Source organism: Noviherbaspirillum sp. FW303-A3, assembly GCF_058788695.1.
The window spans coordinates 3,910,014-3,935,088 of sequence record NZ_JBYTAZ010000001.1; the positions used below are offsets into that span (position 1 = coordinate 3,910,014).

Genomic DNA, 25,075 nt, shown 5'->3' on the forward strand with positions numbered 1-25,075 from the left:
ACAGACCGTCAAATTATGGTCTAATCTGCTGCATGTTGCCTTTCAAGCCATTCGACCGCGCGGTCGCCTTCCAGACAGTTGCCATCGTCGGCAAATACATGGCCGCCGGTATTGAGCAGTCATTGTCTGATATTGCCGGATTTCTCGCTCAATCCGGGCACAAGGTCGTGCTCGAAGCCGAGACGGCGCAGAACGTGTCGCTTCCCGGCGTGCCGACCATGACACCCGCCGAAATCGGCACCCATGCCGACGTCGCCATTGTCGTCGGCGGTGACGGTACGATGCTCGGCATTGCGCGCCAGCTCGCGCCATACAACGTTCCTCTGATCGGCATCAACCAGGGGCGCCTTGGTTTCATGACCGACATTTCGCAGGAAGGCATGATCCAGGTACTGGCCGACATGCTTTCCGGAAAACTGGAATCCGAGCAGCGTACCTTGCTGGAAGGATCGGTCATCCGCGACGGCCAGCCGATCTTTCACGCGCTGGCATTCAATGACGTGGTGGTGGCGCGCGGCTCGACCACTGGCATGGCCGAACTGAAGGTCGAGGTCGATGGCCACTTCATGTACAACCAGCGCTCCGACGGCCTGATCATTTCCACGCCGACCGGGTCCACCGCTTATGCCTTGTCCGCGGGCGGCCCGCTGCTGCATCCGAGCCTGTCGGGCATGGTGCTCGTGCCGATCGCACCGCATGCGCTTTCCAACCGGCCCATCGTAATCCCCGATTCCTGCACCGTCGTCGTGGAAATCATGGGCGGGCGCGACATCAGCGTCAATTTCGACATGCAATCGCTGGCCAGTTTGCAACACCACGACCGCATTTTCATCCGCCGTTCCGCACACACCATTACCTTCCTGCATCCGCAAGGCTGGAGCTACTACGATACCCTGCGGGAAAAGCTGCACTGGCACGAGTATCCCTCCGTGGCGGGGAAGTTAAAATAACAGGCTGTTTTTGCCCGAAAAGCCATTTCCGACATGCTTCGCACACTTTCCATCCGCGATTTCGTGATCGTTGATTCGATCGAACTCGAGTTTGCTCCAGGATTCACTGTCTTCACCGGCGAAACCGGTGCCGGCAAGTCGATCCTGATCGACGCGCTGGCGCTCGCGCTCGGCGGCCGCGGCGACGCCAGCGTCGTGCGCGAAGGCGCGGCGAAAGCCGATATCACCGCCGAATTCAGCACGCACGACGAAGTGGAGTCATGGCTGGCGGAGCAGGAATTCAGCAATGACGAAGGCAGCGTGCTCCTGCGGCGCGTGATCGACAATGCCGGCCGCTCGAAGGCTTTCATCAATGGCATCACCGCAACGGCCGCGCAGTTGCGCGAGCTGGGCGAAATGCTGGTCGATATCCATGGCCAGCATGCGCACCAGTCGCTGTTGAAGGTGGATGCGCAACGCGTCCTGCTCGACACTCAGGCCGGCTTGCTCGACGACGCCAAAGCCGTGGCCGCTGCCCACAAGGCATGGCGTGCGCTGGCACGACAACGCGAAGAATTCGAAACCAACGCCAGGAATGTCTTGCTGGAGCGCGAGCGCCTCGAATGGCAGGTCGGTGAACTGGAAAAGCTCGCGGTCAAGCCGGGTGAGTGGGCCGAGATCAGCAACGAGCACAGCAGGCTCGCCCACGCTGCCAGCCTGCTCGAAGGCGCGCAGGAAGCCTTGACCGTCATTTCCGAATCCGACACCAGCCCGATCCTGTCCCAGTTGTCCGCGCTGACGCTGAAGCTGGGCAAGCTGTCCGATGTCGATGCCGCGCTGAAACCGGTCGTCGACGCGCTGGAGCCCGCCCGCATTCAGTTGCAGGAAGCGGTGTATGCGCTGAACGATTACCTTGGCCGCGTCGAGCTCGATCCCGGCCGCCTGCAGGAAGTGGAGGCGCGCCTGGATGCGATCCATTCCACCGCGCGCAAATTCCGTGTCGCGCCGGAGGAACTGCCGCAGGAATATGAAACGCTTTCCGCGCAATTGAAACAACTCGCGGATGCCAGCGATGTCGAAGCCCTGCGCGCCCAGGAGGAAAAGCGCAAGGCAGAGTACATGTCTGCCGCCGGGAAACTGTCGAAGGCGCGCGCCAAGGCAGCCAGTGCATTGAGTGAAGCGGTGACCGCCGCCATGCAAGACCTGAGCATGTCGGGCGGCCGTTTCGTCATTGCATTGAACGAGTGCGAACCTGCCGCCTATGGATTGGAGCAGGTGGAATTCCTTGTTGCCGCCCATGCTGGAACATCGCCGCGCCCGCTCGCCAAGGTCGCGTCCGGCGGCGAACTGGCCCGGATTTCACTGGCCATCTCGGTCATTACCTCGACTGCAACGGTGACGCCGACGCTGATTTTCGACGAAGTCGACAGCGGCATCGGCGGCGGTGTGGCGGAAGTGGTGGGGCGCCTGCTCAAGCGGCTCGGCCAGGATCGCCAGGTGCTGTGCGTGACGCACCTTCCGCAGGTCGCCAGCCAGGCCAACCAGCATTTCCAGGTCAGCAAGAGCAGCATGGAAGGGCGCACCTTGTCCAATATCGACGCGCTCGATTCGAAAGCCCGCATCGAGGAAATCGCCCGCATGCTCGGCGGCCTCGAAATCACCGCCACGACGCGCAAGCACGCGCGCGAACTGCTCGCGTCCTAACACTGAACAACAGGAAACCCGCACACGATGCGCCCCAACCCGGAACCGCCGTATTCGCACGGCACGCTGTCAAAGACCGGCCTTGTCCTGGTCAACCTCGGCACACCCGAGGAACCGACCACACCCGCCGTGCGTCGCTATCTCAAGCAATTCCTGTCGGACCCGCGCATGGTGGAAATTCCCAGGGCGGTCTGGTGGCTCATCCTCAACGGCGTGATCCTGCCATTCCGCTCGTCCAAGTCGGCGGCCAAGTACGCGTCGATCTGGACCCAGGAAGGCTCGCCGTTGCTGGTCCATACGAAGAAGCAGGCGGCACTGTTGCGTGGTTACCTCGGCGAACGCGGCCATGACGTACAGGTGGCCTACGCGATGCGCTACGGCAGTCCTTCCGTGCCCGAGGTCGTCGACAAGCTCAAGGCCGACGGTTGCGACCGCATCCTGATCCTGCCGGCTTATCCGCAATATTCGGCGACGACGACGGCGTCCATCTACGATGCGGTATTCACCCACTACGCAAAGGTGCGCAATGTGCCCGAGCTGCGCTTCGTCAAGCACTATCACGACAACGAGGGTTACATCGACGCGCTGAAGAAATCCGTGCTTGCGCACTGGGACGTGCATGGCAGGCCGGACAAGCTGGTCATGAGCTTCCATGGCGTGCCCAAGCGCACGCTGCTCCTCGGCGATCCCTACCATTGCGAATGCCACAAGACCGCGCGCCTGCTGGCCAATGCGCTGCGCCTGTCGCCGGAGCAGTATATCGTTACCTTCCAGTCACGTTTCGGCAAGGCGGAGTGGTTGCAGCCTTATACCGCACCGACCGTGCAGAAGATGGGCAAGGAAGGCGTGCGCCGTATCGATGTGCTCTGTCCCGGTTTTTCCAGCGATTGCCTTGAAACCCTGGAAGAGATCGCCATGGAGGTCAAGCAGGACTTCCTCACCTCCGGCGGCAAGGAATTCCATTACATCCCCTGTCTCAATGAAGACCCGGCCTGGATCAGCGCGCTGGCCGAGATTGCCGAACAGCACATGGTCGGCTGGCCCACGATGATGACGCCGCAGATGCGGGAGGATGCGCGCAAGGACGCCGGGGTGGCGCGTCAACGGGCCATGCAGATGGGGGCGAAAAACTAGTCCGCACCGGCCTTGCCGGGGGATATTCAGAACAGCAGGTCAGCTTGGCAAATCCAGGCCGCGCCGAGCAGTGTGTAGGCGACGACCGATGCCGAGATCAATGGCAGTTTCATGGTCCTTACTCCTTTGCAACCAGCGAAATCCAGTTGCAACTTGGTTAAGCTCATCCTAGTACGCCTGTCCCTGAATTGAAGCCCCGTGCGCAGTAAAGTGTGTAACAAGTCTTTACGTCCTGCGGCCGGCGCATTTTTCTCAAATAAAGCATTTCATTCCCCTTGAAAAAGTAAGGGATACCCCCATTTAGTGTTGCAATTGAAACTAAGTCATTGATTTTCTGGAGACTTTTTGTGATGCAAGATCAAGAAAAGATGCAGGACCAAGTGGAACAGGCAACTCCGCCGCAAGACAGCGAGACTGTCGAACAACCGGCACAGGCACAAACCGGCCCGAGCCTGGAAGAGCGGCTTGCGGCAGCGGAAGCGCGAGCGACAGAGATGCAAGACGCATTCCTGCGCGCCAAGGCGGATACGGAAAACATCCGCCGCCGTGCACAGGAAGACGTCGCCAAGGCGCACAAGTTCGCCATCGAAGGTTTTGCCGAGGCACTCGTGCCGGTGAAGGACAGCCTCGAAATGGCCCTCAAGCTGGATACGCCGTCGGTCGAGTCGCTGAAGGAAGGCGTCGAAATGACCCTCAAGCAACTTGCCTCCGCCTTTGAGCGCAACCGCCTGCAGGAAATCAACCCTATGCCGGGCGAAAAGCTCGACCCGATGAAACACCAGGCCATCTCCATGGTGCCGGCCGACCAGGAGGCCAACACCATCGTTACCGTCCTGCAGAAGGGCTACATGATCGCCGACCGCCTGCTGCGGCCTGCGCTGGTCACGGTGGCGCAATAAAAAATTCGGAGAAGGGCGACAAAGGCGCTTGAAACCGGCACTTTGTTCCACATATACAACACATTAGAAAACTCTCGTTTTAAAGGAACGCATCATGGGCAAGATCATTGGCATTGACTTGGGTACGACCAACTCCTGCGTCGCTATCATGGAAGGCGGTCAGCCGAAGGTTATCGAAAACTCCGAAGGCTCCCGCACGACGCCTTCCGTGATCGCCTATCAGGACGACGGCGAAATCCTCGTCGGCGCCCCGGCGAAGCGCCAGGCCGTCACCAACCCGAAGAACACCCTCTACGCGGTCAAGCGTCTGATCGGCCGCAAATTCCAGGAAAACGAAGTCCAGAAGGACATCAACCTGATGCCCTATGAAATCGTCAAGGCCGACAACGGCGACGCATGGGTGCAGGCACGCGACAAGAAGCTCGCGCCGCCGCAGGTGTCCGCGGAAGTGCTGCGCAAGATGAAGAAGACCGCCGAAGACTACCTCGGCGAGGAAGTGACCGAAGCCGTGATCACCGTGCCGGCTTACTTCAATGACGCACAGCGCCAGGCAACCAAGGACGCCGGCCGCATTGCCGGCCTGGATGTGAAGCGCATCATCAACGAGCCGACCGCGGCTGCGCTGGCATTCGGCCTCGACAAGAGCGGCAAGGGCGACCGCAAGATCGCCGTGTATGACCTCGGCGGCGGTACCTTCGACATTTCCATCATCGAGATCGCGGACGTCGACGGCGAAATGCAGTTCGAAGTGCTGTCCACCAACGGCGACACCTTCCTCGGCGGCGAAGACTTCGACCAGCGCATGATCGATTACGTCATCGAAGAGTTCAAGAAGATCAACGGCCTCGACCTGTCGAAGGACCCGATCGCCCTGCAGCGCATCAAGGCTTCCGCCGAGCGCGCGAAGATCGAGCTGTCCTCCTCGCAGCAGACAGAAATCAACGAGCCGTACATCGCCATGGTCAACGGCGCGCCGGTCCACCTGAACATGAAGATCACCCGCGCCAAGCTGGAATCGCTGGTCGAGGAACTGGTCGAGCGCACCATCGAGCCGTGCCGCATCGCGATCAAGGATGCAGGCGTGAAGGTCTCCGACATCCAGGACGTGATCCTGGTCGGCGGCATGACCCGCATGCCGAAGGTGCAGGAAAAGGTGAAGGAGTTCTTCGGCAAGGAACCGCGCAAGGACGTCAACCCGGATGAAGCCGTTGCTGTCGGCGCCGCGATCCAGGGTTCCGTGCTGTCGGGCGACCGCAAGGACCTGCTGCTGCTGGACGTGACGCCGCTGTCGCTGGGTATCGAGACCCTGGGCGGCGTGATGACCAAGATGATCCAGAAGAACACCACGATCCCGACCAAGTTCAGCCAGGTGTTCTCCACTGCCGACGACAACCAGCCGGCCGTGACCATCAAGGTCTACCAGGGCGAGCGCGAAATGGCGACCGGCAACAAGCTGCTGGGCGAGTTCAACCTCGAAGGCATCCCGCCGGCACCGCGCGGCATTCCGCAAGTTGAAGTGACCTTCGACATCGACGCCAACGGCATCCTGCACGTCGGCGCGAAGGACAAGGCTTCCGGCAAGGAAAACAAGATCACCATCAAGGCGAACTCCGGCTTGTCCGAGGACGAAATCCAGAAGATGGTGAAGGACGCCGAACTGTACGCCGACGAGGACAAGAAGCTCAAGGAACTGGCGGATGCACGCAACCAGGGCGACGCGCTGGTACACTCGACCCGCAAGGCACTGACCGAGTACGGCGACAAGCTGGACGGCGGCGAGAAGGAAAAGATCGAAGCAGCGATCAAGGACCTGGAAGGCGTCCTGAAGGGCAACGACAAGGCCGACATCGACGCCAAGGTCGCCGCGCTGTCGACCGCTGCGCAGAAGCTGGGCGAGAAGATGTACGCTGACGCGCAGGCGCAGCAGGCAGGCGCGGCCGGTGCCGCAGGTGCTGCCGGCGGTACGGGCGCAGGCGCATCGGAAGCCAAGGCCAAGGAAGAAGACGTCGTCGACGCCGACTTCAAGGAAGTCAAAGACAAGTAATGACCCTCATCGCGGCTAAGGCAACTTAGCGCCGCGATGGCCCGCCGAGCCGATGCGATCCTCCAGATCCTCGACTCGGCGTTTTGCGTTTAGAAACAGGACGCCTACAAGATGTCAAAGCGAGATTTTTACGAGATTCTGGGTGTAGCGAAGAACGCTTCCGAGGAAGAAATCAAGAAGGCGTATCGCAAGCTCGCGATGAAGTACCACCCGGACCGCAATCCGGACAGCAAGGGCGCGGAAGAGAAGTTCAAGGAGGCGAAAGAAGCCTACGAGATGCTTTCCGACGCCGGCAAGCGTGAAGCCTATGACCGTTACGGCCATGCCGGTGTCGATCCGAACATGGGCGGCGGTGGTTTTGGTGCGGGTGGCGCCGGTTTCGGCGGCGGATTTTCCGACGCGTTCGGCGACATTTTCGGCGATATCTTCGGCCAGAGTGCGCGCGGCGGCCGCGGTGCCGGCCCGCAGGTCTACCGTGGCGCCGACCTGCGCTACAACCTGGAGATTACGCTCGAGCAGGCGGCGCACGGTTACGACACCACCATCCGCGTGCCGTCCTGGGATGAATGCGACACCTGCCACGGATCCGGTGCAAAACCGGGCACCTCGCCCACGACCTGTACCACCTGCGGCGGACAGGGGCAGGTGCGCATGCAGCAGGGCTTCTTCAGCATCCAGCAGACCTGCCCGAAGTGCCATGGCACCGGCAAGATGATTCCCAATCCCTGCCCGACGTGCAGCGGCGCGGGTCGCATCAAGCGCAACAAGACACTGGAAGTGAAGATTCCGGCCGGCATCGACGACGGCATGCGCATCCGCTCGTCGGGCAACGGCGAGCCGGGCATGAACGGCGGGCCACCTGGCGACCTCTATGTGGAGATCCGCATCAAGCCGCACACGGTATTCCAGCGTGACGGCGATGACCTGCACTGCGAGATTCCCGTATCGTTTGCCAAGGCGGCACTGGGCGGGGAAGTCGAAGTGCCGACGCTCAATGGCAAGGCATCCTTCACGCTGCCGGAAGGCACGCAGTCCGGCAAGACTTTCCGTCTGCGCGGCAAGGGCATCAAGGGCGTGCGCTCGGGTTATGCCGGCGACCTGTTCTGCCATGTTGTGGTGGAAACGCCGGTCAAGCTCACTGATCGGCAGAAGGAATTGCTGCAAGAGTTTGAAAAGCTGACCACGGCTGGAGGCTCGAAGCACAGCCCGCAAAGCAAGTCGTGGAAGGACAAGGTCAAGGAATTCTTCGAGTAACCCTCGAATTCCTGTATCTCGGAAAGCCGCGGCTCCCTGCGACCCGCGGCTTTTTTTTATATGAGATTTAGAGTTGTCCCTCTAGCCTTTCTCAGGATAATGAAACGCTCGTACTATTGCCGTGCATAAATATTATTTTGGAGACAACATGAAGCTTGGCATTCGCGTAACCCGTGCGCTCGGCCTCATTGGTGCCGCAGCAGTACTGTCACTTCCCATCCACGGATCTGCGGCCGACGTGGGTGGCGTCAAGCTGGACGATACCGTGCGTCTGGCGAACCAGGAACTCAAGCTCAACGGTGCCGGCATCCGCTACAAGGCGATCTTCAAGGTTTATGTCGCCGGCCTGTACCTTCCAGAGAAAAAATCCGCTGTGCAGGACGTCCTTGCCGCACCCGGGCCCAAGCGCGTCACCATCGTCATGCTGCGCGACGTGAGCAATGAAGAGCTTGGCCGCGGCTTCATGAGCGGTATCCAGCAGAACAGCGACAAGAACGAAAAAGCCAAGCTGATCATGCAGTTGCAGAAATTTGGCGAGATTTTCGCGTCCATTCCCGAGCTGAAGAAGGGAGATGTGCTTACTACCGATTGGATTCCCGGATCGGGCACAGTGGTGCACGTCAATGGCAAGAAGGTGTCCGACGTCCTGCCCGATGTCGCGTTCTATAACGCCTTGCTGAAGATCTGGCTTGGCGACAAGCCGGTCGACGCACAACTCAAGCCGCTGATGCTCGGCGAGAAGCCTGAAGCCAGCGCACGCGGCAATAACTCCTGAATACGTGTAGGGGTTTCAGGGGCGACAGATTTGTCCTCTGTATAATGCGCGGTGCGTCCGGTTGTGCCGGACGTCATGCCGCCCGCGCGCCGCACTCGCACAGCAAAATTTCTGTGCCAACTTCGCCTAATTTCGCGCTTCTTCGCGCTTTGTTGCGTCCGGTCGGTTTTCCTCTTCCTGTTTACGACTGATGCAAGATGACTCAGAACGATACCAATTCCGTCATGCTGGAACACCTGTTCCAGAACAACCGCGACTGGGCCTCGGCGATGGTTGCCCAGGACGCTACCTTCTTCAAGAAACTCGCCGGCCAGCAATCGCCTGAATATCTCTGGATCGGTTGCGCCGACAGTCGCGTACCTGCCAATGAAATCGTCAACCTGTTGCCGGGCGAGCTGTTCGTGCATCGAAATGTCGCCAACGTCGTGGTACACACCGATCTCAACTGCCTGTCCGTCCTGCAGTTCGCGATCGACGTACTGGGTGTGAAGCATGTGATCGTATGCGGCCATTACGGCTGCTCCGGTGTGCATGCCGCACTCGCACGCCGTCGTGTGGGGCTGGCGGACAACTGGCTGCGCCACGTCCAGGACGTGCACCAGAAGCATGAACGCTATCTCGGCGAAGTCCTGCCGCAAGGTGTGCGGCAGGATCGCCTGTGCGAACTGAATGTGCTGGAGCAGGTGGTCAACGTGTGCCAGACGACGATCGTCCAGGATGCCTGGGAGCGGGGCCAGCAACTCACGATCCATAGCTGGATCTACGGCCTCAAGGACGGTTTGCTGCGCGATCTCGGGCTGACCGTGAGTAACGCCGAGGACCTGGCCGAGAAGATGCCGAAGAGCCTCGCGCGTTACGAGAACAACGATTAGAAGCAGTGCTCCGCCGCCGGGAAGGACTTGTCCTTGACCGCGGCGATGTAGGCGCGGATGGCCGCTTCGATGCTGGTCTGGCCGTCCATGAAGTTCTTCACGAAGCGGGCCTTCTTACCGGGGAATACACCCAGCATGTCGTGCATGACCAGTACCTGGCCCGAGCAATCGGGACCGGCGCCGATGCCGATGGTCGGCATGGCGAGCAAGTCGGTGACTTCCTTGCCGAGCGCCGTCGGAATCGCTTCCAGCACGAGGATCGATGCGCCGGCTTCCTGCAGGGCGAGTGCATCCGCCTTCAGTTTTTCCGCACCTTCCGCAGTTTTTCCCTGCACCTTGAATCCGCCGAGTTGATGCACCGATTGCGGCGTCAGTCCAAGATGCGCACATACCGGTATGGCGCGATCGGTGAGGAATTTCACTGTGTCAACCAGCCATGCCCCCCCTTCCAGTTTGACCATCTGCGCGCCGGCCTGCATCAGTTTTACCACATTGTCGAACGCGGATTCGGGTGTCGCGTAGGTGCCAAACGGCATGTCAGCGATCAGCAGGGCAGTCTGGTTGCCGCGTGCAACCGATGCCGTGTGATAGGCGATATCGCTTATCGTGACGGGCAGCGTAGAGTTGTGTCCCTGGCAGACATTGCCGAGGGAGTCGCCGACCAGCAATACGTCCACGCCGCAGCGATCCATCAATGCGGCAAAGCTGGCATCGTAGCAAGTCAGCATTGCAATCTTTTCACCCGCATTTTTCATCGCCAGCAGCGATGGCACAGTGACGGCCTTGCTGCGAGTCAACGATGCGGCCGGTGCGCCTTCTTGCAGATATCCCGACATAGTTATTCCCCAAGGTTGAAAAATTCCCGCTTGCCGCGCATTTCTCCGATGCGTCGTACCAGCAGGTTGAAGTCGTCTTCGCGTTCGATCGGATTCAGGTTCTCTGTATTCACGATCAGCAGCGGAGCGGCGTCGTAATGATAAAAGAAACGGCTGTAACTTTCACAAAGACGGTAGAGGTACATCTCGGAAATGCCGGCCTCGATCGCAATGCCGCGTTTCTTCACGCGCTCGACCAGCGTCTCGGGCTGGGCCTGCAGGTAAATGACGAGATCCGGCACGGCAGCCTGCGGGCGCAGGTGCGAGTACAACTGCTGGTACAGGTTCAGCTCGTCGTCGCCGAGCGTCAGGCGCGCGAAGATCGGGTCCTTGTCGAGCAGGAAGTCGGACACGACGCGCGCGTCGAACAGGTCAGTCTGCGCCATGTCGCGCAGCTGGTTCATGCGCTGGAACAGGAAGAACATCTGCGTCGGCAGCGCGTAGCGCGAAGGGTCGCGGTAGAACTTGTCGAGGAAGGGATTGTCCTGCGGCAGTTCGAGCAGTGTCTGCGCGCCGGCGGCTTCGGCGAGTTTGCGCGTCAATGACGTCTTGCCGACGCCGATCGGGCCTTCGACGACGATGTACTTGTAGCGGTCCAGGCTCATGTGCGGAAGATGAAGTAGACGGCGCCGACGAGGCACAGGCCGGCCCAGACGTAATCGAGCTTGAACGGCTGGTTCATGTAGATCATCGCGAAAGGAACGAACACGCTGAGGGTAATCGCTTCCTGCATGATCTTGAGCTGCGCGAGGCTAAGTTCGGTGTAGCCGATGCGGTTGGCCGGCACCTGCAGCAGGTATTCGAACAGGGCGATGACCCAGCTGATGACAGCGGCGATCCACCACGGCTTGCTTGCCAGGTTCTTGAGGTGGCCGTACCACGCGATCGTCATGAAGACGTTCGAAAGGACGAGCAAACCGACGGTTTGCACAACAACAGGAATTTGCATGGCTCAGATTTTCCGGATGGCCTGGGCGGCGACGGCAGTGACGAAGCTGTGCGCCGGGCCTTGTTTCGGAATGGTAATGAAGGGATCGATCTCGAGCAACGGAATCAGTACGAACGCGCGCTGCGTCATGCGCGGATGCGGCACCTCCAGCGTGTCGATGGAGATGACCTGGTCGCCATACAGCAGGATGTCGAGATCCAGGGTGCGCGGAGCATTGCGATAGGGGCGCTGGCGGCCGAAATCCTGTTCCAGCGCCTGCAGCGCCTGCAGCAGCTCCATGGGCTGGAGGCGGGTGTTGATCTTCACGACGGCGTTGACGTAGTCATCGCCGCCGGCATCGACCGGCGCTGTGCTGAACAGGCTGGATTTCGCGGCAAGTTGCGTGTGCGGCAGCTTGCCGATCAATGCGATGGCCTGGGTGACGGTGTCGCGGGCATCACCAAGGTTGGCGCCGATGCCGATATAGCATGGCGTCTGCGCTACGCTCATGTAGCGCTGCCTTCCACGGGCGAGGCCTTGTTCTTGCTGCGTCCGCCACGGCGTCGGCGCTTCTTGGGAGCGGAAGCGTCGCCTTCCGTGCGCGGCTTCCTGGCAAGCAGTTCTTCACGGCCGGGACCGTCTGCAGCCATGAAGTCGGTCCACCACTGGCCGACTTCCGCATCGAGCTCACCCGATTCGCAGCGCAGCAGCAGGAAGTCGTAGCCTGCGCGCATGCGCTGGTGTTCGAGCAGCTTGTAGGGCGACTTTCCGGTGCGGCGTTCGAAGCGCGGCTGCATTGCCCAGATGTCGCGCATGTCGGTGGCGATACGGCGCTGCAGCGCCAGCTTTTCGGTCTGGGTGTTGAGCACGTCGTCGGCAGCGAGGTGCAGTGCGGGGATCGGATACTCGCCGGCGGCCTTGTAGGCGTTCCATTTTTCCAGGACCTGGTGCCACAGCAGCGAAGCGAACAGGAAGCCGGGCGATACGCCCTTGCCCTGGCGGACGCGTTCGTCCGTGTTTTCCAGCGCGAGCGTGACGAATTTTTCGCCGAGAGGCTGCTCCAGCACGACGTCGAGCAGCGGCAGCAGGCCGTGGTGCAGGCCTTCCTTGCGCAATTGCTGCAGGCAGGCGAGGGCGTGGCCGCTCATCAGCAGCTTGAGCATCTCGTCGAACACGCGGGCTGCGGGAACGTTGTTGATCAGCGGCGCCATCACCTGGATCGGCTCGCGCGTGGCGGAATCGATGGTGAAGCCGAGCTTTGCGGCGAAGCGCACTACGCGCAGCAGGCGTACGGGGTCTTCGCGGAACCGTGCTTCAGGCACGCCGATGATGCGCAGGGTCTTGTTGCGGATGTCGGCGATGCCGTTGTGGTAATCGAGCACCGTCTGCGCGGCGGGATCGTAGTACATCGCGTTGATCGTGAAATCGCGGCGTGCAGCGTCTTCGTGCTGTTCGCCGAAGGTGTTGTCGCGCAGCACGCGGCCATGTTCATCCTTGGGGGCGCTGTCCGCGGAGGCGCCGCGGAAGGTCGTGACCTCGATGATTTCCTGGCCAAACATCACATGCACGATCTGGAATCGCTTGCCGATGATGAAGGCGCGCCGGAACAGGCGCTTGACCTGTTCCGGCGTGGCGTTGGTCGCGACATCGAAATCCTTCGGCTTCACGCCGAGCAGCAGGTCACGCACCGCGCCGCCGACGACGAATGCCTTGAAGCCGTTTTCCTGCAGCGTCTGCGTTACCCGCACCGCGTGCGAGGACAGCAACTGGGGATTGATTCCATGTTCCTGCGGTCCGAGCACGACGGGCTGGTGCGGGTTTTCTGCCTTCTTTTTGCCGCCGAGAATGCGCTTGATAAACTTTTTAATCATCGAACAGTGTCAGGATAGGCCAGCCTTGCGCTTCTGCATGGGCTTTGAGCAAGGCGTTCGGGTTGGTGGCGACCGGATGGGTGACGGCCGACAGCAGGGGAATGTCGTTCTGGGAATCGCTGTAGAAATAGCTGCGCGGGAAGCTGGCCAGCGATTTGCCCTGGGCGGCGAGCCATTCGTTCATGTGGGTCACCTTGCCCTTGCCGGACGTCGGGATGCCAACCAGCTTGCCGGTGATTTCGCCTTCAGCGGTGGTTTCCGGTTGCGCGGCAATCAGGGTGTCGACGCCGAATACCTTGGCGATCGGCTCGGTGACGAACCGGTTGGTCGCGGTGATGATGGCAACCTGGTCGCCGGCCCTCAGGTGCTCTTTCACGAGGTCAGTCGCCGCCGGGCGGATGCCGGGCAGGATGACTTCGTCCATGAATTGCCGGTGCCATTCGTCGAGCTGCTTGCGCGGAAACTGCGCCAGCGTGCCGAGCGCAAATTCCAGGTATTCCACCGGATCGAGCGTGCCGGCTTCATATTGCGCGTAAAACGCCGCATTGCGTTTGGCGAATTCATCCGCATCCACGGCGCCGATGCGGACAAGGAACTGGCCCCATTCGTAATCCGAATCGAGCGGTATCAGGGTGTGGTCTAGGTCGAATAAGGCGAGATTCATTGTGGCTTGGATTCTCCTTCGAGCTGCAGCAGGCTGCGCAACAGCGGAAGCGTGATCGGCCGCTGGGTCTCCAGCGAATACTGATCGAGCGCGTCCAGCATGGAGGACAGGGACCGCATATCCCGGCGGAAATGGGTGATCAGATAGGGTAACACGCCCGGCGACAATGTTATGCCGCGCGCCTGTGCCGCCTGTGTCAAGGCGGCGATTTTTTCTTCATCGGTGAGGCCGTGCACCTGATAGATCAGGCCCCAGCCGAGGCGGGTGCGCAGGTCTTCGCGCAATTCGAGGCCTGCAGGGGGCTTGTCGCCGGCGCTGACCAGCAGGGCGCCGTTCTCGCGCACCTGGTTGAACAGGGCGAAAGCCGAGATCTGCGCCTCCGGCGACAGCAGCTGGCAGTCGTCCATGAGGTACAGCCGTGCACTGTCATCGAACAGGTAGTCGTTGTCGCCGGCGCCCGCCGGAATGTAGCGCGCGCCGGGAACGGCGGCCAGCGCCTGCAGCAGGTGCGACTTGCCGGCGCCGGCCTCCCCCCATAGGTAGACGAAGCGTTCCCTGGGCATGGCCGTCGCATACTGGGCGAACTGCCTCAGCAACTGCGACAGTTCCGCATTTTGTCCAACGACGAAGGTATCCAGGGTCTGCGGTTTTTCCGCGCCCAGGTCGAGCAGCATTTGCCTCATGACTGACGATAGAAACTGCTATTGATGTATTGGGTGCGCAGGTGGGCAAGCGCCACTGCGAGGATGGCCGACGCCGGCAGGGCCAGCAGCACGCCGACGAAGCCGAACAGGTGGCCGAAGGCCATCAGGGCGAAGATCACGGTCAGCGGATGCAGGCCGATGCGTTCGCCCACCAGCCGCGGCGTCAGGAAAAAGCTTTCAATCACCTGGCCGGCGCCGTAAATGCCCGCAACCACGACCACGCCGTGGAGCCCCTCGAACTGGAGGACGGCGGCGATCAACGCGAGCACCAGCCCGAGTCCGAAACCGAGGTAGGGGATGAACACGAGCAGGCCGGTCAGCACGCCCACCGGCACGGCGACGTCGAAATCGAACATTGCCAGCGCGCCGGCATAGTAAATCGACAGCACGAGCATCACCGCAAGCTGGCCGCGCAGGTACTGCGCCAGCAGGCCGTCGACTTCCTGGCCGAAGCTCACGACCTGGCCCACCCAGCGACGGGGAATGACGGCCTGGACGCGCGCCAGCACGGCATGCCAGTCGAGCAGCAGGTAGAACAAGGCGATCGGGATCAGGGTCAGGGTGGCGATCCAGCCCAGGACCGCGGCACTGCCGACCTTGGCGGAGGCGAGCACGGAACTCCAGATTTCATCGCTGCTGGTGGCGAAGTACTGGGATACCAGCCGCTTGATGCCGACTTCGTCCAGGCGCACGCGGATGCCGATGTCTTGCAGTTTCGGCGACAGGAAAGCATTCAGGCGGGTCAGGGCGCCGGGGATTTTTTCCTGCAGCAGCGGAATCTGCTTCTGCATGATCGGCAAAACGACCAGGATCAGCGCCAGAATGGCGGCCAGCAAGAGCAGCATGACAACGATGACTGCCATGCTGCGGGGAATGGACAGTTTGCCGATCTGCTTTGATGACAACCAGTCAACAGCCGGGTTGAGGGCATACGCCAGGACGCCGGCGGCGATAAACGGGGCCAGGACCGGGCCAAGGTAGGCCAGCAAAGCCACCAGCACCAGCCCGACCGCCAGCCACAAGAAAGTCTGCTTCTGCTCCGGATTGAAAGAAAATGGCATGTTTCGGCAGGTTGGGGCAGGTTGAACGGGTCGGGTTTGATAAAATAGCGTTTTGGTCAGGGCTTGGATGTTTCTGCAAAGCCCAAACCGCCTATTTTACCGCCTCTGCACTTATTCCAGACATGAGTTCCACTTCCAACGTATCCCTTTCCTACCGCGACGCCGGTGTCGACATCGATGCAGGCGACGCCCTGGTCGAAGCGATCAAGCCTTTTGCCAAACGTACGATGCGCGAAGGCGTGCTGGGCGGTATCGGCGGCTTCGGCGCCCTGTTCGAGATCAGCAAGAAGTACAAGGAGCCGGTCCTGGTGTCCGGCACCGACGGCGTGGGCACCAAGCTGAAGCTGGCCTTCCACCTCAAGAAGCACGACACGGTCGGCATCGACCTGGTGGCGATGAGCGTGAACGACATCCTGGTGCAGGGTGCCGAGCCGCTGTTCTTCCTCGACTATTTCGCCTGCGGCAAGCTGGACGTGCCGTCCGCGACTGACGTCATCAAGGGTATCGCCAAGGGCTGCGAACTGGCCGGCTGCGCGCTGATCGGCGGCGAAACCGCCGAAATGCCGAGCATGTATCCGGACGGCGAATACGACCTGGCCGGCTTCGCTGTCGGCGCGGTCGAGAAGTCGAAGATCATCGACGGCAGCAAGATCGTTCCGGGCGACGTGGTGCTGGGCCTGGCTTCGTCCGGCGCGCACTCCAACGGCTATTCGCTGGTGCGCAAGATCATCGAGGTTGCCAAGCCTGACCTGAACGCCGATTTCCACGGTCGCCGCCTTGCGGACGTGATCATGGAACCGACGCACATCTACGTGAAGCCGCTGCTGTCCCTGATGGAAAAGCTGGAGGTCAAGGGCATGGCACACATCACCGGCGGCGGACTGGTGGAAAACGTGCCGCGCGTGCTGCGCGAGAACCTGACGGCCGTCCTGCATCGCGATGCCTGGACCATGCCGCCGCTGTTCACCTGGCTGCAGCAGCATGGCGGTGTCGCCGACGCCGAGATGCACCGCGTGTTCAACTGCGGCATCGGCATGGTGGTGATCGTGTCGAAGGAAAACGCCGACGCTGCCATCGCACAGCTCAAGGCTGCCGGCGAGAGCGTCACGCGCATCGGTGAAATCCGCGAGCGCCAGGGCGAAGAGGCACAGACGATCGTGCTGTAAAAAGCGACCCCGGAATAAAAAACGGCTGCAGATCCTGCAGCCGTTTTTGTTTGTGCAGCAGGTCAGTGCTGCTTGTTTCCGCCATCCTGTTCCGCAAGCGTCTGCAAGGGCGCAGGATGCGGATTGGCGTTCGCCAGGCTGTGCGGCGGCTGTACGCGTACTGGCTGGCTGTGTGTGTTGGTGGTCGACAGCGCCATCGCGCCCTCGTCCGGCGATGCATTCCACACCGGATCGGAAATGCCCTCGAACACACTCTTGAGTTGCTGCCCCCAGGTGCTGCGGATCATTTGGAAGTACTGGTTCTTTTCATCGATTGTGACAAAGCGGGTGACTGCCAGCGCATCGTGTTCATAGATCAGCAGGTCGAGCGGCAGGCCAACCGAAATGTTCGAGCGCAGGGTCGAGTCCATCGAGATCAGGGCGCACTTGGCCGCTTCATTCAGCGGTGTGGATGGCGTGATCACGCGATCGATGATCGGCTTGCCGTACTTGGCCTCGCCGATCTGGAAATAGGTGTTCTCATTGTGTGCTTCGATGAAATTGCCGGCGGCGTAAACCTGGAACAGGCGGCAGCGCTCGCCCTGGATCTGTCCGCCGAAGATGATGCTGACGTTGAAGTCGATGCCGAACTCGCGCAGGGTGTGCGCGTCGCGTTCGTACACGGTGCGCACCGCTTCGCCCACGATCTGCGCCGCTTCGTACATGGAGGTGGCCGTCCAGATCGTCTTGCCGCTGCTGGTCGTGCGTTCCGCGATGATCTGGCGGATCGACTGCGATATCGACAGGTTCCCGGCCGTCATCAGGACCATCATGCGATCGCCCGGGTTCTCGAATACCGTCATCTTCCTGAACGTACCGACCTGGTCGACGCCGGCATTGGTGCGGGAATCGGACAGGAAAACCAGCCCCGAATCGAGGCGCATGGCGACGCAATAAGTCATGATCGCAAAAGCAGGGTGCAAAAAGGGAATTCTACAGGACGAAGCCGGACGAGCGGCCCGTTTTGCGGCCGGCGGTGTCGTCAAAAGACAGCACGGAAAGTGCGGCGGGCTCAGGAAAAAATTGGCGAAACGTCAACGCGGACGCCCAGCGATTCGAACCCGCCGCCATGCCGAACACCCCGCACCGGCGCCGCAGAATCGTAGTCGCGTCCGATGGCCAGCCGGCAATGGGCATCTCCGGCGAAGCACGCATGGGTGACATCGATGCTGACCCAGCCCGAGAAATCCACTTCCTCCACCCAGACGTCGACCCAGGCATGGCTGGCGGCGTGCTCGGTATCGCCCGGATCGATGTAGCCGGAAACGTAGCGCGCCGGGATGCCGTGCACGTGGCAGCAGGAAAGAAACAGGTGCGCATGGTCCTGGCAGACGCCTTGGCCGAGGCGCAGGGCATCGGCGGCCGGCGTGGTGACTTCGGTCGCTCCTGTCCGGTAATCGACCGACGCGCGGATCGCCTCCGCAAGCGCGAGCAGGGTGGTGCTGCGTGCACCGGCCGGCAAGTGGCGCATCGCGAACGCGACGATATCGTCATCCGGCTCTGTCAGGCGCGTCGGCACGGTAAACACCAGCGGCGACAGGACATTGCTGCCCGGTAGCCGCCCGCGATCGAGCGGCTCCACGGAAACCGTGCCGCTGGCGAGAATCCGGACTTCGTCATGCAATCCGGTGATGGTGAGCATGTGTCCGATATTGCCGAAGGCATCGATGAATTCGTTGCGCCGGCCCGCCGTGTGCACATCCCAGGTCCGGACCTGCTGATGCGGGTCCGGGCGCGGCGAGAGGCGAAGCTGCTGGATCGTGTAGGTCAGGGCAGCCGTGTAGTGATAAACGGTCTCGTGGCGGATCGACAGCAGCATGATTACGCGGTCAACGGCACCAGGAAATCGCGGCTGATGCGATCGCCGATTTCATAGATGCGCTCAAGGAACTGCGTCAGGTACTCGTGCAATCCGGAGTCGAGGATTTCGTCGATCTTGCTGTACTTGAGTTCCGCGTGCAGCTTGCCGACGAAGCGCTCGGTATCATCGGACGCGTCATTGCGCACTTGTGCCAGGTTGGTCGTCACTTCATCCATGCAGGCCAGCAGGGAGCGCGGCATGTCGGAGCGCAGCATCAGAAGTTCGGCCACGCGTTCCGGCGTGATGACATCGCGGTAGACCTTGCGATAGATCTCGAAGCCGGACACGGAGCGCAGGATGGCCGCCCAGTAGTAGAAGTCGTGTTGTGCTTCGTCGTCCGCAGCGTGATCTGCGAACACGCTCTTGTCGGTGCCATGGAACTTCACGTCCAGGATGCGCGCGGTGTTGTCGGCGCGTTCGAGGAAGGTGCCGAGGCGGATGAAGTGGAAGGCCTCGTCCTTGAGCATCGTCCCGATGGTCACGCCGCGCGACAGGTGCGAGCGGTATTTCACCCATTCGAAGAACTGGCTCGGGTCTTCCTCGAGGATCCTGCTGCGGAGCTTGTTCTGCAGTTCGAGCCATGTGGCATTGTGCGTTTCCCAGACCTCGGTGGTCAGCGCACCCCGCACCGCGCGGGCATTTTCGCGCGCGTGGCGAAGGCAGGAGGCGATCGACGACGGATTGTCCGGATCGCGCACCATGAAGTCGAGGACGTCCCTGGCCGTCATCAGCCCGTACTTGTCGTCGAAGGCATCGAGCAGTTCGGAGATCCCGAGCATGGCCCTCCATCCTTGTTCCGCCGCATGCATGGACTGCGGCAGCAGGGCGGTCTGGACGTTGACATCCAGCATACGGGCGGTGTTTTCGGCGCGCTCGGTGTAGCGCGCCATCCAGAAGAGGTGGTCTGCGGTGCGGCTGAGCATCTTATTTCTCCAGTACCCAGGTATCTTTGGTTCCGCCGCCTTGCGACGAGTTGACGACCAGCGAGCCTTCCTTCAGTGCGACGCGCGTCAGGCCACCCTTGACCATGGACACCGTCTTGCCCGACAGCACGAAGGGGCGCAGATCGATGTGGCGCGGCGCGATGCCGGATTCGACAAAGGTCGGGCAGGCGGACAGCGCCAGCGTGGGCTGGGCGATGTAGCCATCCGGCTTGGCGATCACGCGCTGGCGGAATGCCTCGATCTCGTCGCGCGTCGAGGCCGGGCCGACCAGCATGCCGTAACCGCCGGCGCCGTGCACTTCCTTGACCACCAGCCGGGGCAGGTTGACCAGCGTGTATTCCAGGTCTTCCTTCTTCCGGCACTGGTAGGTGGGCACGTTGTTGAGGATCGGTTCTTCCGACAGGTAGAAGCGGACCATGTCGGGCACGAACGGGTAAATCGACTTGTCGTCGGCGACGCCGGTGCCGATTGCATTGGCCAGCGTGACCCGCCCGGCACGGTAGACCGAAAGCAGACCCGGCACGCCGAGCGAGGAATCGGCGCGGAATGCCAGCGGATCGAGGAAGTCATCGTCGATGCGCCGGTAGATCACATCCACGCGCTTCGGCCCGCGCGTGGTGCGCATGTAGACCGCATTGTCGTTGACGAAGAGATCCTGTCCCTCGACCAGTTCCACGCCCATCTGCTGCGCCAGGAAGGCATGCTCGAAATAAGCCGAGTTGTACATGCCCGGCGTCATGACGACGACGGTCGGATCGGTGACGCCAACCGGCGCCACGGAACGGAGGTTGTCGAGCAGCATGTCCGGGTAGTGCGCGACAGGGGCAATCTTGTGTTGCGAGAACAGATCCGGGAAGAGCCGCATCATCATCTTGCGGTCTTCCAGCATGTAGGACACACCCGACGGCACACGCAGGTTGTCCTCCAGTACATAGAACTCGCCCTGGCCGGCACGCACGATATCGACACCGGCGATATGCGCGTAGATGTCGGAGGCGACCGAGATGCCCTGCATTTCCGGACGGTACTGCGCATTCCTGAAGATCTGCTCGGCCGGGATAACGCCCGCCTTCACGATATTCTGGTCGTGGTAGATATCGTGGATGAACATGTTCAGCGTCTTCACGCGCTGCACCAGGCCAGCTTCAAGTTGCGTCCACTCCGCCGCGGGAATGATGCGCGGAATGATGTCGAACGGGATCAGCCGTTCCGTCCCCGCGTCATTGCCGTACACGGCGAATGTAATACCTACCCTGCGGAAGATCAGGTCGGCCTCGGCGCGCTTTCTCGCAATGACGTCCGGCGGTTGTCCTTGCAGCCAGTTGTCGAACTTCCGGTAGTGCGCGCGCACCGCGGGTTCGTCTGAATACATTTCGTTGAAAAAGTGTGGCATGGCGTCCTGTCTCGGCGGTCGTTAGGCAGTAACACGGGCTCTCGCCTGCTGAATGATTAGACCAAGAGTAACAAGAAACGTGCCAGTGGGCACGAACCTCTCAAGGAATGCGGATGTGGTCCACCAGTGCGTTGGAGCGGGGTTCCGGTTTCCGGGTCAGCAGGCTGACAACAAAGATCGTTAGGAACCCTGCGGGCACGCCGAACACGCCGGCCGAGATAGGCGCGATGTTGAACCACTGATTGGCGGCAGACCCGCCGAGCACTGGATAGGTGCGCAACATGTAGTACATGCAGACGCCAAGACCGACTACCATGCCCGCGATTGCACCCTGTTGGTTCGCCCGTTTCCAGAAGACGCCCAAAACGAGGGCAGCAAACAGGGCCGATGACGCCAGCGAGAATGCAGCGCCAACCATGGATAGAATATCGCCCGGTTTGAGAGAGGCTACATAGGCGGCAACCAGTGTCACGACGAGCAGCAGCAGCTTGGAAATCGTCACGCGCTTCTGGGTCGATGCCTTGGGATCGACAGTCTTGTAGTACACGTCGTGCGAGAGTGCATTCGAAATCGTCAGCAGCAGTCCATCGGCGGTCGAGAGTGCCGCTGCCAGGCCGCCGGCGGCGATCAGCCCCGAGATGACGTAGGGAAGCCCGGCAATCTCCGGCGTCGCCAGCACCACGATGTCGCCGTCCATCACGATTTCAGCCAGCTGGACCACGTTGTCCTTGTTCATGTCCGTGATCGACACCAGCGGATTGATCTTGTCAACGCTGGCCCAATACGACACCCAGGACGGTATCTTCGAAAAATCGGTTCCCAGCAGCGATGTATAGATATCGTACTTGACGAGGACTGCCAGCGCCGGAACCGTCGTATAGAGCAGCATGATGAACAGCAGCGTCCATAATACCGATCGCCGCGCTTCCGCCACCGAGGGCGTGGTGTAGAAGCGGACGAGGATGTGTGGCAGGGCTGCAGTGCCCATCATCAGGCACAATACGAGCGCCATGAAATTGTTGCGCTTCGTGTCTGACACTTCCGGTGTCTTGCCGGGAAAGGGCTCGGTGTGCGGGACTACCGGCTCCGCGCGTGCAAGGTTGAAGGCGCGCGCTTCGCTCCATTTGCGGCGCGCTTCATCGGCATCCTTCGGATAGGCGGCCAAGGTTCGGCTCGCAGCCTTGATTTCGATCAGCGAGGCGTTGGTGCGCTTGAGGTCCTCCACATGGCGCTGCATCTCGACCAGTCCGTTTTCCCACGAAGCGGGCAGGGCGGCAATCTTGAATGCGTATTCATTGGCGCGTTCCTTGAAGATTGCACGGACCTGTTGTTCCATCGGGTCTTCATTGATCTGCTTCTCGCGTTCGCTCAGTTTCGAGAGCGCCGAGCCGTAGGCCACTTGCGGGACTGGCACGCTCGTATGCTTCACCGAGAGCCACACGACGGGAATCATGTAGGCGATCAGCATGATGATGTACTGGGCGACCTGGGTCCACGTAATGGCGCGCATGCCGCCGAGGAAGGAGCACACCAGGATGCTTGCCAGGCCGAGGAAAATGCCGACCGAAAACTCGACGCCTGTAAAGCGGGATGTGATCAGACCCACGCCATAGATCTGCGCCACTACGTAGGTGAACGATACGAGGACGGTAAACGAAACCGCGATGATCCGCACCGGGGTGCTGCCCCAGGGGCCGGAGAAACGCGCGGCCAGGAAGTCGGGAATGGTGTAGTGCCCGAACTTGTTGATGTAGGGCGCCACCAACAGCGCAACGAGGCAGTAGCCCCCGGTCCAGCCGAGAATGTAGGCAAGGCCGTCGAATCCGAGGACGTACAAGCCGCCTGCCAGGCTGATGAAGCTGGCGGCGGACATCCAGTCGGCTGCGGTCGCCATGCCGTTGAACATGGCAGGCACGCGGCGTCCGGCGACGTAATACTCCGAAACGTCGGAAGTGCGGCTGATGACGCCGATCCCTGCGTACACGACAATGGTGGAGAAGATGAAGATATAACCAATCCAGGCGCGCGGAAAGCCTTCCTTTTCCAGGATCGCCAGTGCGAGCAGGAAAATGATGAATCCGACCGTGTACCAGCCGTAGTAGCGGACGAGCCGCCGGAAAAAGGCATCATTGGCCATCTGCGGTCTCGCTCTTCAACAACTTGTCCAGCTTGCGCATATGGATGACATACACGGCCAGGATCGCCAGGTAAAGCAGGATCAGTCCTTGTGCCGCCATGTAGAACGAGAACGGCCAGCCGAATACGGTAAATGTGCTCAACTCGCGCGCAAAGAAGATGATGCCGAAGGTCGAACTGAACCAGAGCGCGATCAGCACGAAGGTGAACTGCCGGACCTTGCTCCAGTAGAGAATGCGGTTGTGTGTGTTTTTGTCGTCCATCACCCGATATCCTCGATGAACTCGGGACGCTGCTCCATGCGCATGGTGACACGGAACAGGCAGCCCGGAAACCTCGGATCGTGACTGTGCGGATTGTTGAAGATATCTACCGTCGCGCCATGCTGCTGCGCGATCTCGCGCACGATCGACAGTCCCAGCCCGCTGCCTTCGGCGTTGCTTCCAAGGATACGGTAAAAGCGTTCGAAGACATGCGAGCGTTCCGACGGCGGAATACCCGGGCCTGTATCCTCAACCTCCAGGATCGCCTGTTCCTCCACGGCGTTGGCACGCACCCGCACGGTCACGCTGCCGCCCTCCGGCGTATAGCGCAGCGCGTTATCGATCAGGTTGCTCAGCAGTTCGCGCAGCATGACCGGATTGCCCTGCACCATGATCGGATGGCCCGGCTGCTCGAAGCCGAGGTCGATGCGGTGCGTGAACGAAGGCTGCACCCAATCCTGCACGACATTACGCGCCAGTTCGGATAGCTCGAGCGGCACGAGCGGCTTGGTTGCGGGCGTCTGGTTCTCCGCACGTGCAAGCGCAAGCAGCTGGTTGACGAGCCGCGTTGCGGATTCCGAGCTCTTCGACAATTGCTCGAGCGAGCGGTGCATTTCATCCAGGTTGGTCTCGCGCAGCGCCAGTTCGGACTGCATGCGCATGCCGGCAAGCGGCGTCTTCATCTGGTGGGCCGCATCCGCGATGAAGCGCTTCTGCATTTCGATGCTTTGCGACAGGCGGCCGAGCATGTCGTTGAATGAACGCACCAGGGGCGAGATTTCCTCCGGCACCTGGCCGGATTCGATCGGGCTGAGGTCGTCGGGCCGGCGCGCACGGATGCGCTGCTGCAGCTCGGCCAGAGGCGACAGGCCGCGCGACAAGGCAAACCAGACCAGTGCCAGGGCGACGGGGAGGATGATGAACTGCGGCAGGATCACGCCCTTGATGATTTCGTTGGCGAGCTGGGCGCGTTTGTCCAGGGTCTCCGCAACCTGCACCAGGGCGGTCGTGCCGCGTTCGGCTTCACGCGCACCGCGGCGCGGACGAAGTTCGGCGTACACATAGGCCACGCGCACTTCGGTGCCGCGCATCGTGTCGTTCCTGAAACGCACCGAGCCCGAAGGCTGCGTTTCCTCGTCCGACGGCGGCAGCGGCAGATCCGCGTCGCCATCGATGAATTCGCCGGTCGGGCCGAGAACCTGGAAATAGACGTTGTCGACATCGTCGGCGCGCAGGATATCGCGTGCCGAACTGGAGAGCTGGGCAGTGACCTTGCCATTGGCTTCCCTCACCTGCTGGGACAACACGATCACGTGGTCGTCCAGTGCCCGGTCAAAGGGATGGTTGGCAATCGACTTCGCGACCAGGTAGGTGATCGCGATGCTCATCGGCCAGAGCAGCAGCAGGGGCACCAGCATCCAGTCGAGGATTTCGCCGAACAGCGAACGCTGGATGCGCTCTTCCGGCTGGACGGCGACAAAATCGCTGGCCTTCCCGCGTTGGGATGCGTCGGTCGAGGCGGAAACGCCCGCATCCGGACGGTGGGCGTCGCTCATGGA

Annotated in this window: 24 protein-coding genes; 9 read left to right on the forward strand and 15 right to left on the reverse strand. The window is 61.2% G+C overall.

Annotated elements, in window-relative coordinates:
* Positions 1 to 32: 32 nt before the first annotated feature.
* The 8 genes from AC3WOY_RS18795 to can all read left to right on the forward strand — a co-directional run bounded on the left by AC3WOY_RS18795 (position 33) and on the right by can (position 9,611).
* Complete coding sequence (locus AC3WOY_RS18795) at positions 33 to 950, forward strand: NAD kinase (RefSeq protein WP_492426480.1); 918 nt, start codon at positions 33 to 35, stop codon at positions 948 to 950.
* Positions 951 to 983: 33 nt separating this feature from the next.
* The gene (gene recN, locus AC3WOY_RS18800; RefSeq protein WP_492426482.1) at positions 984 to 2,633 is read left to right on the forward strand and encodes a DNA repair protein RecN; all 1,650 of its coding nucleotides are present in this window, start codon (positions 984 to 986) and stop codon (positions 2,631 to 2,633) included.
* 27 nt (positions 2,634 to 2,660) lie between these two features.
* Positions 2,661 to 3,767 (forward strand): ferrochelatase, encoded by a 1,107-nt coding sequence (gene hemH / locus AC3WOY_RS18805; RefSeq protein ID WP_492426484.1) that lies wholly within the window; start codon positions 2,661 to 2,663, stop codon positions 3,765 to 3,767.
* Positions 3,768 to 4,117: 350 nt separating this feature from the next.
* Positions 4,118 to 4,666, forward strand: coding sequence for a nucleotide exchange factor GrpE (gene grpE / locus AC3WOY_RS18810; protein ID WP_492426486.1), 549 nt, complete (start codon positions 4,118 to 4,120; stop codon positions 4,664 to 4,666).
* A 94-nt stretch (positions 4,667 to 4,760) separates the two neighbouring features.
* Positions 4,761 to 6,710 carry a molecular chaperone DnaK gene (gene dnaK, locus AC3WOY_RS18815; protein WP_492426488.1) on the forward strand — a complete coding sequence of 650 codons (1,950 nt, stop codon included), beginning with the start codon at positions 4,761 to 4,763 and terminating at the stop codon, positions 6,708 to 6,710.
* A gap of 111 nt (positions 6,711 to 6,821) precedes the next feature.
* Positions 6,822 to 7,964, forward strand: a complete 1,143-nt coding sequence (gene dnaJ, locus AC3WOY_RS18820; RefSeq protein WP_492426490.1) for a molecular chaperone DnaJ — start codon at positions 6,822 to 6,824, stop codon at positions 7,962 to 7,964.
* Positions 7,965 to 8,112: 148 nt separating this feature from the next.
* Complete coding sequence (locus AC3WOY_RS18825) at positions 8,113 to 8,739, forward strand: chalcone isomerase family protein (RefSeq protein WP_492426492.1); 627 nt, start codon at positions 8,113 to 8,115, stop codon at positions 8,737 to 8,739.
* A 197-nt stretch (positions 8,740 to 8,936) separates the two neighbouring features.
* On the forward strand, positions 8,937 to 9,611 hold the full coding sequence (can, locus tag AC3WOY_RS18830; RefSeq protein WP_492426494.1) for a carbonate dehydratase: 675 nt from the start codon (positions 8,937 to 8,939) through the stop codon (positions 9,609 to 9,611).
* Here the strand turns inward: can and panB are convergent.
* Genes panB through AC3WOY_RS18870 form a run of 8 tightly spaced genes read right to left on the reverse strand, consistent with a single transcriptional unit; the run spans position 9,608 to position 15,714 of the window.
* A complete protein-coding gene (gene panB, locus AC3WOY_RS18835; protein WP_492426496.1) occupies positions 9,608 to 10,447 on the reverse strand; it encodes a 3-methyl-2-oxobutanoate hydroxymethyltransferase in 840 nt (279 codons plus the stop codon). The genes can and panB overlap by 4 nt on opposite strands.
* A gap of 2 nt (positions 10,448 to 10,449) precedes the next feature.
* A complete protein-coding gene (locus AC3WOY_RS18840; protein WP_492426498.1) occupies positions 10,450 to 11,091 on the reverse strand; it encodes a deoxynucleoside kinase in 642 nt (213 codons plus the stop codon).
* Positions 11,088 to 11,435 (reverse strand): DMT family protein, encoded by a 348-nt coding sequence (locus tag AC3WOY_RS18845; protein WP_492426500.1) that lies wholly within the window; start codon positions 11,433 to 11,435, stop codon positions 11,088 to 11,090. The genes AC3WOY_RS18840 and AC3WOY_RS18845 overlap by 4 nt, the downstream gene beginning before the upstream one ends.
* A 3-nt stretch (positions 11,436 to 11,438) precedes the next feature.
* Positions 11,439 to 11,924 carry a 2-amino-4-hydroxy-6-hydroxymethyldihydropteridine diphosphokinase gene (gene folK / locus AC3WOY_RS18850; RefSeq protein WP_492426502.1) on the reverse strand — a complete coding sequence of 162 codons (486 nt, stop codon included), beginning with the start codon at positions 11,922 to 11,924 and terminating at the stop codon, positions 11,439 to 11,441.
* Complete coding sequence (gene pcnB, locus AC3WOY_RS18855) at positions 11,921 to 13,285, reverse strand: polynucleotide adenylyltransferase PcnB (RefSeq protein WP_492426504.1); 1,365 nt, start codon at positions 13,283 to 13,285, stop codon at positions 11,921 to 11,923. Before pcnB ends, folK begins: the two co-directional genes overlap by 4 nt.
* Complete coding sequence (locus tag AC3WOY_RS18860; protein WP_492426506.1) at positions 13,278 to 13,949, reverse strand: histidinol-phosphatase; 672 nt, start codon at positions 13,947 to 13,949, stop codon at positions 13,278 to 13,280. The genes pcnB and AC3WOY_RS18860 overlap by 8 nt, the downstream gene beginning before the upstream one ends.
* Positions 13,946 to 14,632 (reverse strand): DnaA regulatory inactivator Hda, encoded by a 687-nt coding sequence (gene hda, locus AC3WOY_RS18865; protein WP_492426508.1) that lies wholly within the window; start codon positions 14,630 to 14,632, stop codon positions 13,946 to 13,948. Before hda ends, AC3WOY_RS18860 begins: the two co-directional genes overlap by 4 nt.
* A complete protein-coding gene (locus tag AC3WOY_RS18870) occupies positions 14,629 to 15,714 on the reverse strand; it encodes an AI-2E family transporter (protein WP_492426510.1) in 1,086 nt (361 codons plus the stop codon). The genes hda and AC3WOY_RS18870 overlap by 4 nt, the downstream gene beginning before the upstream one ends.
* A 122-nt stretch (positions 15,715 to 15,836) precedes the next feature.
* On the opposite strand from AC3WOY_RS18870, the gene purM reads away from it, so the two are divergent.
* Positions 15,837 to 16,880: a phosphoribosylformylglycinamidine cyclo-ligase gene (gene purM, locus AC3WOY_RS18875; RefSeq protein WP_492426512.1), complete on the forward strand. Its 1,044-nt coding sequence runs from the start codon at positions 15,837 to 15,839 to the stop codon at positions 16,878 to 16,880.
* A 62-nt stretch (positions 16,881 to 16,942) separates the two neighbouring features.
* On the opposite strand, the gene AC3WOY_RS18880 is transcribed toward purM, so the two are convergent.
* The 7 genes from AC3WOY_RS18880 to AC3WOY_RS18910 form a co-directional block, all read right to left on the reverse strand.
* Positions 16,943 to 17,821 (reverse strand): proteasome-type protease, encoded by an 879-nt coding sequence (locus tag AC3WOY_RS18880; protein ID WP_492426514.1) that lies wholly within the window; start codon positions 17,819 to 17,821, stop codon positions 16,943 to 16,945.
* Positions 17,822 to 17,931: 110 nt separating this feature from the next.
* On the reverse strand, positions 17,932 to 18,738 hold the full coding sequence (locus AC3WOY_RS18885) for a transglutaminase family protein (RefSeq protein WP_492426516.1): 807 nt from the start codon (positions 18,736 to 18,738) through the stop codon (positions 17,932 to 17,934).
* 2 nt (positions 18,739 to 18,740) lie between these two features.
* Entirely contained in the window at positions 18,741 to 19,703 is a 963-nt protein-coding gene (locus AC3WOY_RS18890) for an alpha-E domain-containing protein (RefSeq protein WP_492426518.1), read from the reverse strand.
* A gap of 1 nt (position 19,704) precedes the next feature.
* Positions 19,705 to 21,117: a circularly permuted type 2 ATP-grasp protein gene (locus tag AC3WOY_RS18895; protein WP_492426520.1), complete on the reverse strand. Its 1,413-nt coding sequence runs from the start codon at positions 21,115 to 21,117 to the stop codon at positions 19,705 to 19,707.
* Positions 21,118 to 21,217: 100 nt separating this feature from the next.
* Entirely contained in the window at positions 21,218 to 23,254 is a 2,037-nt protein-coding gene (locus AC3WOY_RS18900) for a sodium:solute symporter family protein (protein ID WP_492426522.1), read from the reverse strand.
* On the reverse strand, positions 23,244 to 23,516 hold the full coding sequence (locus AC3WOY_RS18905; RefSeq protein WP_492426524.1) for a DUF4212 domain-containing protein: 273 nt from the start codon (positions 23,514 to 23,516) through the stop codon (positions 23,244 to 23,246). Before AC3WOY_RS18905 ends, AC3WOY_RS18900 begins: the two co-directional genes overlap by 11 nt.
* Entirely contained in the window at positions 23,516 to 25,072 is a 1,557-nt protein-coding gene (locus AC3WOY_RS18910) for a sensor histidine kinase (protein WP_492426526.1), read from the reverse strand. Before AC3WOY_RS18910 ends, AC3WOY_RS18905 begins: the two co-directional genes overlap by 1 nt.
* Between the last annotated feature and the right edge of the window lie 3 nt (positions 25,073 to 25,075).

Excerpts from the sequence above, each read along its gene's own strand:
- AC3WOY_RS18825 (WP_492426492.1), top strand. The coding sequence starts at position 8,113 with ATGAAGCTTGGCATTCGCGTAACCCGTGCGCTCGGCCTCATTGGTGCC.
- AC3WOY_RS18880 (WP_492426514.1), bottom strand. The coding sequence starts at position 17,821 with ATGACTTATTGCGTCGCCATGCGCCTCGATTCGGGGCTGGTTTTCCTG.
- can (WP_492426494.1), top strand. The coding sequence starts at position 8,937 with ATGACTCAGAACGATACCAATTCCGTCATGCTGGAACACCTGTTCCAG.
- pcnB (WP_492426504.1), bottom strand. The coding sequence starts at position 13,285 with ATGATTAAAAAGTTTATCAAGCGCATTCTCGGCGGCAAAAAGAAGGCA.
- dnaK (WP_492426488.1), top strand. The coding sequence starts at position 4,761 with ATGGGCAAGATCATTGGCATTGACTTGGGTACGACCAACTCCTGCGTC.
- grpE (WP_492426486.1), top strand. The coding sequence starts at position 4,118 with ATGCAAGATCAAGAAAAGATGCAGGACCAAGTGGAACAGGCAACTCCG.
- AC3WOY_RS18870 (WP_492426510.1), bottom strand. The coding sequence starts at position 15,714 with ATGCCATTTTCTTTCAATCCGGAGCAGAAGCAGACTTTCTTGTGGCTG.
- AC3WOY_RS18845 (WP_492426500.1), bottom strand. The coding sequence starts at position 11,435 with ATGCAAATTCCTGTTGTTGTGCAAACCGTCGGTTTGCTCGTCCTTTCG.
- AC3WOY_RS18900 (WP_492426522.1), bottom strand. The coding sequence starts at position 23,254 with ATGGCCAATGATGCCTTTTTCCGGCGGCTCGTCCGCTACTACGGCTGG.
- dnaJ (WP_492426490.1), top strand. The coding sequence starts at position 6,822 with ATGTCAAAGCGAGATTTTTACGAGATTCTGGGTGTAGCGAAGAACGCT.
- panB (WP_492426496.1), bottom strand. The coding sequence starts at position 10,447 with ATGTCGGGATATCTGCAAGAAGGCGCACCGGCCGCATCGTTGACTCGC.
- folK (WP_492426502.1), bottom strand. The coding sequence starts at position 11,924 with ATGAGCGTAGCGCAGACGCCATGCTATATCGGCATCGGCGCCAACCTT.
- recN (WP_492426482.1), top strand. The coding sequence starts at position 984 with ATGCTTCGCACACTTTCCATCCGCGATTTCGTGATCGTTGATTCGATC.
- purM (WP_492426512.1), top strand. The coding sequence starts at position 15,837 with ATGAGTTCCACTTCCAACGTATCCCTTTCCTACCGCGACGCCGGTGTC.
- AC3WOY_RS18860 (WP_492426506.1), bottom strand. The coding sequence starts at position 13,949 with ATGAATCTCGCCTTATTCGACCTAGACCACACCCTGATACCGCTCGAT.
- AC3WOY_RS18890 (WP_492426518.1), bottom strand. The coding sequence starts at position 19,703 with ATGCTCAGCCGCACCGCAGACCACCTCTTCTGGATGGCGCGCTACACC.
- AC3WOY_RS18840 (WP_492426498.1), bottom strand. The coding sequence starts at position 11,091 with ATGAGCCTGGACCGCTACAAGTACATCGTCGTCGAAGGCCCGATCGGC.
- AC3WOY_RS18795 (WP_492426480.1), top strand. The coding sequence starts at position 33 with ATGTTGCCTTTCAAGCCATTCGACCGCGCGGTCGCCTTCCAGACAGTT.
- AC3WOY_RS18910 (WP_492426526.1), bottom strand. The coding sequence starts at position 25,072 with ATGAGCGACGCCCACCGTCCGGATGCGGGCGTTTCCGCCTCGACCGAC.
- AC3WOY_RS18895 (WP_492426520.1), bottom strand. The coding sequence starts at position 21,117 with ATGCCACACTTTTTCAACGAAATGTATTCAGACGAACCCGCGGTGCGC.
- hemH (WP_492426484.1), top strand. The coding sequence starts at position 2,661 with ATGCGCCCCAACCCGGAACCGCCGTATTCGCACGGCACGCTGTCAAAG.
- AC3WOY_RS18885 (WP_492426516.1), bottom strand. The coding sequence starts at position 18,738 with ATGCTGCTGTCGATCCGCCACGAGACCGTTTATCACTACACGGCTGCC.
- AC3WOY_RS18905 (WP_492426524.1), bottom strand. The coding sequence starts at position 23,516 with ATGGACGACAAAAACACACACAACCGCATTCTCTACTGGAGCAAGGTC.
- hda (WP_492426508.1), bottom strand. The coding sequence starts at position 14,632 with ATGAGGCAAATGCTGCTCGACCTGGGCGCGGAAAAACCGCAGACCCTG.